The sequence below is a fragment of the Microbacterium sp. SORGH_AS_1204 genome, from assembly GCF_030818935.1.
In the GTDB taxonomy this organism is placed as follows: Bacteria; Actinomycetota; Actinomycetes; order Actinomycetales; family Microbacteriaceae; genus Microbacterium.
In genome coordinates, this window is record NZ_JAUTBD010000001.1 from 97,871 (window position 1) to 110,471 (window position 12,601).

The 12,601-nt window shown below is 70.8% G+C and carries 13 protein-coding genes; 5 read left to right on the forward strand and 8 right to left on the reverse strand.

What is annotated here, in order from left to right:
* The first annotated feature begins 41 nt into the window (after window positions 1-41).
* From pcaH to pcaC, 5 genes are read left to right on the forward strand one after another with little or no spacing between them, the layout of a single operon-like run.
* Entirely contained in the window at window positions 42-851 is an 810-nt protein-coding gene (gene pcaH / locus QE410_RS00370) for a protocatechuate 3,4-dioxygenase subunit beta (protein WP_307326587.1), read from the forward strand.
* 1 nt (window position 852) lies between these two features.
* Window positions 853-1,530, forward strand: coding sequence for a protocatechuate 3,4-dioxygenase subunit alpha (gene pcaG / locus QE410_RS00375; protein WP_307326589.1), 678 nt, complete (start codon window positions 853-855; stop codon window positions 1,528-1,530).
* Entirely contained in the window at window positions 1,520-2,938 is a 1,419-nt protein-coding gene (locus QE410_RS00380) for a lyase family protein (RefSeq protein ID WP_307326591.1), read from the forward strand. Before pcaG ends, QE410_RS00380 begins: the two co-directional genes overlap by 11 nt.
* Window positions 2,935-3,717, forward strand: coding sequence for an alpha/beta fold hydrolase (locus QE410_RS00385; RefSeq protein ID WP_307326593.1), 783 nt, complete (start codon window positions 2,935-2,937; stop codon window positions 3,715-3,717). Before QE410_RS00380 ends, QE410_RS00385 begins: the two co-directional genes overlap by 4 nt.
* The gene (gene pcaC, locus QE410_RS00390) at window positions 3,717-4,115 is read left to right on the forward strand and encodes a 4-carboxymuconolactone decarboxylase (RefSeq protein ID WP_307326595.1); all 399 of its coding nucleotides are present in this window, start codon (window positions 3,717-3,719) and stop codon (window positions 4,113-4,115) included. Before QE410_RS00385 ends, pcaC begins: the two co-directional genes overlap by 1 nt.
* 589 nt (window positions 4,116-4,704) lie before the next feature.
* Here pcaC and QE410_RS00395 read toward each other — a convergent pair.
* The 8 genes from QE410_RS00395 to QE410_RS00430 all read right to left on the reverse strand — a co-directional run bounded on the left by QE410_RS00395 (window position 4,705) and on the right by QE410_RS00430 (window position 12,501).
* Entirely contained in the window at window positions 4,705-4,959 is a 255-nt protein-coding gene (locus QE410_RS00395) for a hypothetical protein (protein ID WP_307326597.1), read from the reverse strand.
* Between the two features lie 229 nt (window positions 4,960-5,188).
* Window positions 5,189-6,040 carry an ABC transporter ATP-binding protein gene (locus QE410_RS00400; protein ID WP_307326599.1) on the reverse strand — a complete coding sequence of 284 codons (852 nt, stop codon included), beginning with the start codon at window positions 6,038-6,040 and terminating at the stop codon, window positions 5,189-5,191.
* Complete coding sequence (locus QE410_RS00405) at window positions 6,037-7,119, reverse strand: iron chelate uptake ABC transporter family permease subunit (RefSeq protein WP_307326601.1); 1,083 nt, start codon at window positions 7,117-7,119, stop codon at window positions 6,037-6,039. The genes QE410_RS00400 and QE410_RS00405 overlap by 4 nt, the downstream gene beginning before the upstream one ends.
* Window positions 7,116-8,195 (reverse strand): iron ABC transporter permease, encoded by a 1,080-nt coding sequence (locus QE410_RS00410; protein ID WP_307326604.1) that lies wholly within the window; start codon window positions 8,193-8,195, stop codon window positions 7,116-7,118. The genes QE410_RS00405 and QE410_RS00410 overlap by 4 nt, the downstream gene beginning before the upstream one ends.
* A 3-nt stretch (window positions 8,196-8,198) precedes the next feature.
* Window positions 8,199-9,116, reverse strand: a complete 918-nt coding sequence (locus QE410_RS00415; protein WP_307326606.1) for a siderophore-interacting protein — start codon at window positions 9,114-9,116, stop codon at window positions 8,199-8,201.
* Window positions 9,113-10,054 carry an ABC transporter substrate-binding protein gene (locus tag QE410_RS00420; protein WP_307326608.1) on the reverse strand — a complete coding sequence of 314 codons (942 nt, stop codon included), beginning with the start codon at window positions 10,052-10,054 and terminating at the stop codon, window positions 9,113-9,115. The genes QE410_RS00415 and QE410_RS00420 overlap by 4 nt, the downstream gene beginning before the upstream one ends.
* Before the next feature lie 220 nt (window positions 10,055-10,274).
* Window positions 10,275-11,072 carry an AraC family transcriptional regulator gene (locus QE410_RS00425; RefSeq protein WP_307326610.1) on the reverse strand — a complete coding sequence of 266 codons (798 nt, stop codon included), beginning with the start codon at window positions 11,070-11,072 and terminating at the stop codon, window positions 10,275-10,277.
* Window positions 11,073-11,193: 121 nt separating this feature from the next.
* Window positions 11,194-12,501 (reverse strand): cytochrome P450, encoded by a 1,308-nt coding sequence (locus tag QE410_RS00430; RefSeq protein ID WP_307326612.1) that lies wholly within the window; start codon window positions 12,499-12,501, stop codon window positions 11,194-11,196.
* Window positions 12,502-12,601 lie beyond the last annotated feature (100 nt).

The window sequence follows — 12,601 nt, forward strand, 5'->3', positions numbered from 1 at the left end:
GCCGCGCGGTGTCGGACGATGGAGGCGTCGAAGGAGACCCCATGTCCCACACCCCCGCCGCGGCGCCCGAAACGCTGCTCGCCGCACCCGACCAGGCGTCGCAGGCCGAGATCGTCGGCGAGATCCGCGCCCGTCACGCCGAGCTCGCCGCTCTCGAGTCCGCCGGGGAGCGCGTCGCCGCGACCGCGCACGATTTCCCCGCTTACCGCTCGAGCGTGCTGCGGCATCCCACCAAGAACCCGAAGCTCGTCGACCCCGAGACCATCGAGTTGTTCTCGCCCGCGTTCGGCCAGCGCGACGTCGCCGCGATCGAATCCGACCTCACCCTGCAGCACGCCGGTGAGCCGCTGGGCGAGCGCATGAGCGTGCAGGGTCGCCTGCTCGACTCGTGGGGCCGGCCGGTCGCGAACCAGCTCATCGAGATCTGGCAGGCCAACGCGGCCGGGCGCTACATCCACCAGCGCGATCAGCATCCCGCCCCGCTCGATCCGAACTTCACCGGCGCCGGGCGCGCGGTCACGAACGAGAACGGCGAGTACCGCTTCACCACCATCAAGCCCGGCCCGTACCCGTGGAAGAACCACCGCAACGCCTGGCGTCCGGCACACATCCACTTCTCGGTGTTCGGCTCGTCGTTCACGCAGCGGCTCGTGACGCAGATGTACTTCCCGGGCGATCCGCTGTTCGCGCTCGACCCGATCTACAACACCATTCCCCGGCAGAAGGACCGCGACGCCCTCGTCGGCGTCTACGACCACGACCTCACCTCGCCCGAGTGGGCGACGGGGTACCGCTTCGACATCGTGGTCGACGGGCCGGATCAGACCTACTTCGAGCCCGAGGACGAGTGACATGACGACGACATCCATTCACGGAGTGGTTCCTGAGCCTGGGGTCCCTGAGCCTGTCGATGGGGTCCCTGAGCCTGTCGATGGGGTCCCTGAGCCTGTCGATGGGGTCCCTGAGCCTGTCGAAGGGCCCGCCAAGACCCACCGCCCGACCCCCGGCCAGACGGTCGGCCCCTTCTTCGCCTACGGCCTCGAGTACCCGAAGCAGCACGAGGTCGTCTTCCCGCACTCGCCCGGCGCGATCGTGCTGGGCGGCACGGTGTACGACGGGGCGGGCGCTCCGGTCCCCGACGCACTGGTCGAGATCTTCGGGGCGGATGCCGATGGCTCGGTGCCGCGCGCCCGCGGCGCGTTCCGTCGCGACAACCACACGTTCACCGGCTTCGGTCGGGCGTTCACCGACGACGAGGGGCACTTCGAGTTCTGGACGCGCGAGCCCGGTGGCATCCGGGGCCGCGCCCCCTTCTACGCGGCGATCGTCTTCGCCCGGGGCCTTCCCGACAAGCTGCACACGCGCATCTACGTGCCGGGCGACGAGGCCGCGCTCTCCGCCGATCCGCTGCTGTCGACGCTGACGTCGCAGGAGCGCGCTACCCTCGTCGCGACGCGCATGCCCGGCGGCCATCTCACCCACGACATCCGGCTGCAGGGCGAGAGAGAGACGGTCTTCCTTGCCTTCTGAGCCCCTGGATCGCGGATTGCTGACGCCCGTGGCGGTCGGTCACGACGCGCTCGTGTCGGATGCCGCGGTGCTCGACGCCCTGGTGCGGGCGGAGTGCGCGCTCGTCGCGGCCTACGTCGAGTCGGGCGTCGCCCCGGGAGAGGTGCGCGCGGGGATCGACCAGGCCCTCGGCCTCGACCGGCAGGGCGGCGCCGCGTCGGCGACGCTCGACATCGACGCGCTCATCGCCGCCTCGGTGGCGGGCGGAAACCCCGTGATCCCGCTCGTCGGGATGCTGAAGCAGCGCGTGCCCGCGGACCATCGCGCGTGGATCCACCGCGGCGCGACGAGCCAGGACATCCTCGACACCGCCCTCATGATCGTCGCGCGGCGCGCGGTCGAGAAGGTGCGTGCCTCGCTCGGCGACGCGGCCGAGGCGCTGCGGCAGCTGGCGGTGCGCCACGCCGACGACATCGCCGCCGCGCGCACGCTGACCCAGCACGCCGTGCCGACCACGGTGGGCGCCCGGGCGGCGACATGGGCGCAGGCGATCGCGCGCGCGGCATCCCGTCTCGACGCGGTGATTCTTCCGGCGCAACTCGGCGGTGCCGGCGGCACCCTCGCCTCGTTCGTCGAGATCACCGGATCGGTGGATGCCGCGGCGGCGCTGCCCGCGGTCTACGCCCGGGCGGCGGGGCTCGACGTCCCGGACGCGCCGTGGCACGTGACGCGCTGGCCGGTGACCGAACTGGGCGACGCGCTCGTTCAGACGCTGGACGCGCTGGGCAAGTTCGCGGGCGATGTGGCGACCCTCAGCCGCACCGAGATCGGCGAGGTGTCCGAAGGAGTGGGCGGCGGGTCGTCGGCCATGCCGCAGAAGCAGAACCCCGCTGAGGCGATGCTGATCCGCTCCGCCGCTCTCCGCGCGCCGCAGCTGGCGGCGACGCTGCACCTGGCGGCATCCCTCGCCGTCGACGAACGCCCCGACGGGGCCTGGCACGCCGAGTGGCCGACGCTGCGCGAGTTGCTGCGACTGGCGCTCGGGGCGTCGTGGCACGCCGCCTCGATGGTCGCCCACTTGCGGGTCGACGTCGACGCGGCGACGCGCAACGCGACGATGACCGGCGGACGCCTCGTGAGCGAGCGGCTGCGCGGCGTGCTCGTGCCCCTCATCGGCGCGGACCGGTTCGCCGAGCTGCTGGAAGGCTCCGACGACCTCGCGCCGCGGCTCCGGGCACTGCCCGAGGCGGCGGGGCTCGACGTCGACGGATTGCTCGACCCGGGAGCGTACGTCGGCGTCGCGCCGCGCTTGGCGCGGGGCGGCGCGGGCATGGCGGGCCCTCGGGACGGCGAAGGCGACGCCGAGGGCGCACGCGATCGTCGAGACCGCACTGGTTTCCGCGCAAACGAATGCGGCGTCGAAAAATGAGTGCGGCTTCGCTGATCGCGCTGAGGGCACCGGTCGGGCCGGAGGGTGCGCCGCTGGTCGTGCTGGGGCCCTCGCTCGGCACGTCGACGATCCTCTGGGACGACGTCGTGCCACTGCTCGCCGACGACTATCGCCTCGCGGCGTGGGACCTGCCCGGGCACGGCGTCGGCCCCCTCGCTCGCGAGGCGTTCACCGTCGCCGACCTCGCGGATGCCGTGGCCGCGGCCGTTCCCGACGACACGTTCCTCTACGCCGGGGTCTCGCTCGGGGGTGCCACCGGCCTGGAGCTGACGCTGCGGCACGGCGATCGCGTGCGAGCCGCCGCCATCGTGGCGTCCGGCGCCCAGCTCGGCGACCCCGCCGCCTGGAACGACCGCGCGGCGCAGGCGCGCACGCAGAGCACATCGAGCCTCATCGTGCCTTCGGCGCAGCGCTGGTTCGCCCCCGACTCGATCGCCCGCCGCCCCGAGCTGACCGGGCGCCTGCTGCACGCGCTGCAGGACGCCGACGACGACAGCTACGCCCGCTGCTGCGAGGCGCTCGCAGCCTACGACGTGCGTCCGGTGCTCGGCGACATCGCTGTGCCGGTGCTCGCGGCATGGGGCGCGTTCGACGCCGTCGCGCCCGAGGCCAAAGCCGTCGAGATCGCCGAGGGCGTCCGAGACGGGCGCACCGCGCGCATCGAGGACGCCGGGCACCTGCCGCCCGCCGAACAGCCCGAGGCCACGGCGGCCCTGCTGCGCTCGTTCTTCGCATCCGCCTCTCGAAAGGACGCCTGATGGCCACCGACCAGGAACGCTATGAGCAGGGCATGGCCGTGCGCCGCGCCGTGCTGTCGGACGCGCACGTCGACCGCGCCACCGCGGCGGCGACCGACCTCACCGCCGACTGGCAGGACTTCATCACCCGGGTGGCGTGGGGCGACGTGTGGTCCCGCCCGGGCCTCGATCGCCGTTCACGCTCGGTCGCGGTGCTCAGCTCGCTGATCGCTCACGGGCACCAGGAGGAGCTGGCGATGCACCTGCGCGCAGCGCTGCGCAACGGCCTGACGGTCGACGAGATCCGCGAGGTGATCCTGCAGTCGGCGATCTACTCGGGCGTCCCTGCGGCCAACACGGCGTTCCGGATCGCCGCCGAGGTGTTCTCGGACACCGAGCACGGGCGAGACGCCGGCTGACCGGCGACGTCGAGCACCTGCGCGGTGTGGCGCTCCTGGCGGGGCTCCAGCGCCGCGGCGCGCACCTTCGCGACGGAGGCGGCCGGTGCGGAGCTGCGGGGGACGGCGAGGTAGCGCCAGGCGCGTCGGTCTCGAGCGGGAAGGCGGTCGTGGGTCCGCCGACGGTGGAGGCGATCGCAGCATGGATCCGCCGGGTGCCCGCGCGGTGCGGGAGGTTGAGCCGACCGCTCGCGTCGCACGCGTCTGCGAACGGGCGTGGATGACCCTGTGGATAAGTCTGTGGAGAGGTGTGCGTAAGCCCCCATTCTCTGTGCGAACCACCTGTGGAAAACGCGGTATCCGGCGGAATCTTCGAAACTACACGGGCGTAATTCCGGGGGTTTCTTCAGGACGCGAGGTGCTGGACGGCGTGGTGCCGGGGTCGCGCGGGCGGGCAGCCGGGCTGTGGAGAACCGGACCGCTCCGTTCCCGGGCTGCGCGGTGTCGCCGGGGTCGGGGGTCGCGCGGTTGAGCGTCCGAGTACGGGTCGCGGTGCCGCGGGCGCGCAGGAGCCCGCGGCACAAGGAGACCGCGGCAGAAGGAGACCGCCTCAGTGCGGGGTGTGGCCCGCGGCGATCACGCGGCCGGCCTCGGCGAACAGGCCGCGCATCCACTCGTGCTCGGGGTCGCGGGTGTGGGACGGATGCCACCACAGGGCGCTCACGATCGGCGTCGCCGCGAAGGGGAGTGGTACGACCCGGATGCCGCCGATGCGCAGCAGATGCGGGGCCAGCGCCGACTGCACGAGCCCCACGCGCCGGGTGCCGCTGATGAAGTGCCCGACCGAGAGCTGGTCGGTCACCACGTCATGATCCTTCGATGAGAGAGCTGGTCCGTCGGTGTATCAATCGCGTCTATTCCGTAGCTAGGGCGCATATATCGGGGCGATGCGGGGAAGCGCGCGTCTCATGCACCGCATCGCAACCGCCGCCCTCGTGCTCGCCGGCTGCTCCGGCTCCGGCCCGGGTGACGCATCCCCGAACGACGCCCACGGCGGCATCCGGTGCACCCGACCGGGGTGACGGTCGGGGCGACTACGCGTCCAGCGCCGTGATCGCGCGGCTCGGTTCGTCGCGCGAGGGATCCGGGCCCGTGCGGTCGCCCGGCGATGCGAGCGGTACCACCATCGGTGTTCCCGTCTCCGGATCGGACAGGATGCGACAGGGGAGTCCGTACACATGCGCGACCATCTCGGCCGTGATGACGTCGGAGGGCGCACCCGCGGCGACGACGCGACCTTCCTTCATGACGATCAGGCTGTCTGCGTATCGCGCCGCCTGGTTCAGATCGTGCAGGACGACCACGATCGTCTTGGCGTCGTCGTCGCGGAGACGTCGGAACAGGTCGAGGAGCCCGTACTGGTGGGCGATGTCGAGAAATGTCGTCGGCTCGTCGAGGAGGAGCAGGGGTGTGTCTTGCGCGAGGACCATCGCGAGCCAGACGCGCTGGCGCTGACCGCCCGACAGCTCGTCGACGAGCTGACCCGAGAGATCGGTCGTGCCCGTCACCTCCAACGCCCGCCTGACCGCGTGCTCATCGGTGTGCGACCACCGATCGAACACTCGTTGGTGTGGATGCCGCCCCCGCGCGACGAGGTCGGCGACGCGGATGCCCTCGGGTGCGGCGGACGTCTGCGGCAGCAGCCCGAGGCTGCGCGCCAGCTCCTTCGTCCGAAAGGCGGCGATGTCTCGTCCGTCGAGCAGCACGGACCCCGCGCTCGCGGGGAGAATCCGCGCCATGGCGCGTAACAGCGTCGATTTGCCGCACGCGTTCGGGCCGATGATCGCGGTCAACGAGCCGGCGACGATGTCCATGGTCACACCGTCGCAGACGACACGACCGTCGTAACCGACCCGCAGCTCGTCGGTGCGCAGGAGAGTGCTCATATTCTCTGGGTCCTCCGGAGTTCTGTCGCGAGCAGCCACGCCAAGTACGCGCCGCCCAGGGCTGCAGTGACCACGCCGACGGGGAAGCCGAGGCGCTGGGCGAGGATGTCGGACGCGAGAAGGACGCTCGCGCCGACGAGGGCTGAGCTTGTGAGGTTCAGTCCGGTGGAGCGCGTCAACCTCCGGGCGATCTGTGGAGCCGCGAGGGCGACGAAGGAAATGGGTCCGGTCGCGGCGGTGACCAGCGCTGTGAGGGCGACTCCGACGACGACGGATGCCGATCGCACGGCGTTGGCACGCACCCCGACCCCGCGCGCCGCGTCGTCGCCCGATTCGAGTTGCCCGATGCTCGGCGCGAGGACCGCGAGGGCGACGACGAGGATCGCGAGGACTCCGGAGAGGGGGACGAGTTGCTCGTACCCGAGGCCGTTCAGAGACCCGGCGGCCCATACGGCCGCGAGCATCGCGGTGTCGACGTCGACGAAGAGCATCAGGGCCGAGTTCAGCGACGACAGAAGCGCGCCGACTCCGATCCCCATGATGATCAGACGGAAAGGCTGGGCGCTTCCGTTGCGTGTCGCCAGCGCGTAGACGAGGACCGCGGTCGCGCATCCCCCGACGAGGGATGCCGCGGCGACGTCGAGGTATCGCGTCGACCCGAACCCCAACATCATCACGACCGCGCCTGTATACGATCCCGAAGAGAAGCCGATGATGTCGGGTGAGCCCAGCGGGTTGCGCGTCAACGACTGGAAGATCGCGCCCGAGAGAGCGAGCGCCACTCCGCACGCCAGCGCGAAGAGCGCACGTGGCAACCGCCACCCGGTGACGAGGAGTGTGGTCTGGGCGTCCGCGGTTCCGATGAGGGCGGAGGCGACCTGGGCCAGGCTCAGCGGGTACGTTCCGACGGAGACCGCCACGATCGTCAACGAGAGGGCGGTGACACCGAGAACGGTTCCGACGATCGCGCTACGACGACCCCAGCGACCGGAGAGTCGCCCCCGGCGGAAGATGAGGACGCGATAGCCGAAATCGGTTCTCGCGCCCGCATCCGCGGTGAGGGCATCAGAGGCGGTCACAGCCCGCTCGCCATCCGACGCCGTGCCAGCAGGATCAGCACCGGCGCGCCGATGATCGCGGTGACCAGGCCCACACGGAGTTCGCCGTTGGGGAGGATGATCCGGCCGACGACATCGGCGAGCAGCAGCAGGATGGGGCCGCACACGAGTGTGTAGAGGGCGATCCACCGCTGGTCAGGACCGACGAACCAGCGCACGACGTGGGGAACCATCAAACCCACGAATGCGATCGGGCCCGCGAGGGCCGTCGCCGTTCCCGCAAGCAGCGTCACCGCCACGATCACGCCGACGCGCACGGTCCCGGTGCGCACGCCCAGTGACGTGGCGAGTTCGTCACCGAGGGCGAGAGCGTTCAGCGAGCGCGACATCACGAGCGACAAGACGAGCCCTCCCGCGATGAGCCAGGAGAGTCCGACCACGACGCCGAGGTCTCTCCCTCCGACCGATCCCACGCCCCAGAATCGAAGATCCTGGAAGGCGTCGCGGTTCGCCAGCGTCAGGGCGGTGGTGACGCCGCCGAGCGCAGCACTGATCGCGACGCCGGCCAGTGTCAGCCGGATCGGGTCGGCCTGTCGATGGCCGAGCGAGCCGAGCATGTACACCAGGACGGTCGCACCTGCGGCTCCACAGAGCGCGAACCAGACGTATCCCCACGGGGCTGCCACGCCGAAGACTCCCACGGCGATGGTCACGGCGAAGCTCGCTCCCGCATTGACGCCGAGGATCCCGGGGTCGGCGAGAGGGTTTCGGGTGAAGGCTTGGATGAGTGCCCCGCACATTCCGAGGGCGGGGCCGACGACGAGCGCCGTGACCGTCCGCGGCACGCGAAGCTGAAGGACGATGAGGTGCTCGTCGTTCGCGGGGTCGAACTGCGTGAGCGCCGCCCACACGGTCGGGAGGGCGATATCCCGCGCTCCCACCCCGAGACTCAGCACGACGGCGGCGCCGAGGATGACGACGCACACGATCAGACCGCCCGTGCGGGGGCCGTTCGCGGTGACCAGGCCCGCGCGGCGGGCCTCGAGCCGCAGACCGTCGGCGGCCGTCGGCGACTGTCGGCGAGAGATGGTCGGCATCCCTCAGAGTCCGGCTGTCTCGTACATCTCTGAGATCTGGTCGGCGATCTCTTCGGCGTCGCCCTCGCTGGCGTAGAGCGCGTCGAGCTGGTCGTGGAACTCCTTCCCGAGCTGCTCGTAGCGCGCTTCCCACTCCTCCGCGTGGTCGGTCCAGTACCCTACGCACTTGTACGCTTCGCCCGCCAGCCGACGTTCGTGCCGGAGGTACTTCCGGGCGTCGCGGGTCAGACGGGTCTCACCCGCGACCCACACGTACGTCTCCTGGTCGATGTTCGCTCGGCGCAGGGCGCTGACCAGCGCGCTCGGGGCGCGGCCGTTCCCGCTTCCTCGCAGCCAGACGTAGGCGGGATGGATGCCGATCGCTTCCACGCCGAGCTGATGTTCGCTCGTGGGCACCTCGGCGATCACCGTCGTCTCGATCGCGGCGCCGGTCAGCTCCGCGATCCGGAGAGCCGCGGGAAGGGCGGGCTCGTCGGCGAGAAGAACTTGGCGGCGTGCCCACGAGGGACGGTCGTAGAGGGCGATGGGCGGGGTGAGCCCGACCTGCTGCCCGACGCGTGCCTGTGCCGCCCAGGCGGCCGCGACCCCGCCCTCGTGCGACACGAAGTCGACGTCCACGGAGCCGGGGCGGTGCGCGCGGATCGTGTAGGTCCGCATGACGGAGGGCTCGACCCCTTCCGGGTAATCCCATCCGCGGCCGGCGACGAAGGGCAGCCGTACGTGCTCGTCGGGCTCGTCGGGGAAGAAGAGACGGACGTACTCGTCGCCGATGCCGGTGGTGGGGTAGTCGCTCATCTCCGGGCCGCCCAGAGTGACGCGGACCATTCCCGCCCCGACGCGGGCCACCGCCGTGACCTCGGCGCCGTGGACGCGGGGCGTGTATGCCGACGGGAGACCCGGGTAGGTGTCGCGCACGTTCATTCGGCGGATCCCGATGCCGCGCGGACGACGGGCGTACCCGCGACAGCGGACGAGAGGTCGTCGAGGAGTCCTTGGTCGATCGCCCACGGGACGCTCAACACCGACGGCACGGTGATCGCTGCCAACAGCGGAGGGTCCTGAACGTAGAAGTACCGTCCTTCCGCGATCGGTGCCCATCGAGCCATGAGCGGATTGGCCAAGGTCTGGTCGATCTTCTCGGGACTGTTGGCCCAACCGACGTAGACGTCGGTGGAGAGGGCGTTCACGTTCTCGAGACTGACGTAGCCGTAGTACTGGTCGGCGAAAGTACCCACCGCCTCGTTCACCGACGGGGCATCGATCATCCCGAATCCGCGGAGCAGGTTCGTGCGAGGGTCTTCGGGCGAGTAGACCGCGAGGTCCGTCATGCCATCCTCGACCCATTCGCCGAAGATGAAGCTGCGTCCCGCGAGCTGGGGGTGGTCGTCGGCGGCCGCGCTGATCGTGTCCGTCGTCTGCGCGATGAGCTCTCGCGCTCGATCGGAACGTCCGAGAACGGTGCCGGCGAGCTGCACGACATCCGACCAGCCGCCGTACGTCCACGGCGTCTGTGCGTAGGGAATCGTCGGGGCGATGTCGCTGAACTGCTTGTACTCCGCCTCCGTCATTCCCGAGTACGGGGCGAAGATCACGTCAGGCGCGTAGCTCAGCACCTCTTCGGGGTCGTAGGAGCCATCGCCGTCCGCGGTGAGCACCGGAGGAAGATCCGCGCCGAGCTCACCGGTCACGTAATCGGTGAACCACTCGGTGTAACCGTCCGTCGTGCCGTACTCGTGTGGCACCGCCACGGGGACGACACCCAGGGCGGCGACCGCGTCCTCCGCGCTGCTTCCCAGGACCACGACGCGCTCCGGGGCGGCGGAGATGGTCGTTTCCCCGTGCGCGTGAGAGATGGTCACCGGGAATTCGTCGGGGGAGTCGTTCGATGGCGAGATCGGAGCGGGTGACGCACAACCAGCGAGCGCGATGACGCTGACGAGAACGACGGTTGCGGCCGAGCGGAGATGAAAGGACATTGCGGTCCAGTCGGGTGTTCGGTGATCAGGTAAGCAAACCTAAGTACACCGTACGCAATCACTCTGTCGCGCAGAGGACAGGATGTGACGCTGGGGCGACAGTTCAGCGGTGATGACTCGCGCGATAGGCACGAGGGGGCTGCTGAAGGATCCCGCGGAAAGCCGCCGTGAACGCGCTGTTGCTCGTGTACCCCACGCGACGAGCGACAATCCCGACGGGGATGCCGTCTTCCAGGAGGCGGATGGCGAGGGCGAGGCGGGCGCGTGTCCGCCACTGTGTGAACGTCCATCCCGTCTCCGCTTTGAACACTCGCGCGACGGTGCGCGAACTGTGCGCGGTGAGGGTCGCCCACTCTTCGAGGGAGCGGTCGTCGGCGGGGTCGTGCGCGAGGGAGGCCGCGATCGGGGCGATTCGCTCATCGCGGGGGAGAGGGAGCTCGATGTGAGGTCGGGTTTCGCGGGTCACGAGGTCGAGGCACACCGTCTGCGCGCGCAGACGCTGTGCGCGCGGCATCCCCGTGAGCTCGAGGTGCTGCAGGAGCTCCCTGAGCGCGGAGCCCACCGTGACGTACCCCACCTCGTCGAGAGGGGCCGACGCCATTGTCGTGTCGATGAATGTCACGGCCAGTGTGGTCTTCAGAGATCGGCTCGCGCTGTGGACGGTACCGGCGGGGACCCACAGCCCTTGACCCAGCGAAAGGGGCCACTCGCGGTCGTCGGCGACGAGGGTCGCGGTCGCGCGCTCCGGATAGAACACCGCGTGCTCGACGTGGGTGTGCGGCTCTTCGCGGCATCCGTTCTCGTCGTCCACGTATCGGAGAGCGAGTGTTCTCTTCGTCAGCAGATACCCGGTGGGAACGACGGCGGCCGTGCGCTCGACGTCTCGTCGCGGTACAGGCATGGGCTGTCAGTGTAGTGGCGGGGTGGGCGCCCGAGAGTGATCCGGCTCTGCACGCAGCCCGCGGCCTCGTCATAGAGACGGCACATCGTTCTGTTCCCGGCGCGCGGACCCTGGTCCCGCGTCACCCGCGGTGGAACGGGCAGCCCGACGGCGCGTCCGCGCGGCGCACGCGGCCCCCGGAACGCGGCTTGGTCGGCATCCGTCGCCTGTTCACGTCGAGGCCGCGGCCGCTGATGCGGATGCGCGGGTCGCTGAGGGCGGAGATGGATGCCGCGAGCCCGGCGATCGCGAGCTTCTCGCCGGGGCAGCGGTGTCCGGTGGCGACGTCGGCGCCGCCGTGGGGGACGAACGCCTTCAGCGCCTCGTAGTCGTCGACGCTGCGGAAGCGCTCGGGGTCGAACGCCGACGGGCGCTCCCACTCGCGGGTGTCGGTGTCGGTGCCGAGGATGTCGAGCACGACCCGGCCGCCGGCGGAGACGCGCTCGCCGTCGAGCTCGATGTCAGCGACGGCCCAGGCGGGCAGCATCGGCACGAAGGGTGCGGTGCGGCGGATCTCCTGCGCGAACATCGTCGTGCGCTCTCCGCCGACCAGGGTGCCGCGTTCGGCTGTCTCCGCCGCGATACGCTCCCGCCATTCGGGTCGGTCGTGCAGCTCTTTCGCGGCGAACGCGACGAAGCGCGACACGGCGATCATCGGGCGGAAGCTGTTCTGCAGCTCGATCCCCGCACGCTTCGCCGGCAGCAGCTCGCCGTCGCGGTCGCGGTGCCACGCCCACGCGTGCAGCGCGGTGCCCTCGGCGGGGTCGAGGGTGCCCTCGCGCACGGCGTCGGTGAGTTCGGCGGCATGGCGGTCGGACCAGCGGCGGTTGGCCAGGGCCAGCAGGAACTCCGGCGAGTAGGGCACGCCGAAGCCGTCGACGATCTGCGCCTGCCGCTTCGCCCACCGCGTCTGCGCCGCCGGAGTGCCGGGGATGCCGGCCCACCGCATGATCGCGCGGCCCAGCGCCCCGACCGCCGCCTCGTAGGCGGTGCGCTCGCCGCCGGCGACCCACGCGTCGAGTTCGCCCTGCCACTGCCGGTCGAGCTCGGGAAGGAGGCGCTCCACCTCGGCGTCGTCGTAGAGCACGTCGACGAACGTGGCTTTGCGGTGGCGGTGCTCGTCGCCGTCGAGGCTGTGCACCGAGCCGTGGCCGAACAGCGACTCCTGGATGAACGCCGGCATCGCTCCGTGACGGCGCACGCGCGACTCGTCGTAGAACAGCGTCACACCCTCCTCGCCGCGCACGAACAGGGCCTCGCGGCCGAGGAGCCGGAACGGGACAGCCCGAGCGCCGCGGTCGGCGCGACGCCAGAGGTGCGCGCCGAAGCCGTAGCCGCGGGCGAGGAGCGAGAGCGAGTCGTCACGGAGGAGGGCGAGGGGGGATGCCATGCCCGCCACGGTTTCACGCCGGCGCGGGGTCGGCCGAGGGGGCGGCGGTCTCTTCGGTCATGTGTTAGGCGATGAATCCCCGGGGCGGGCGTCGGCACGG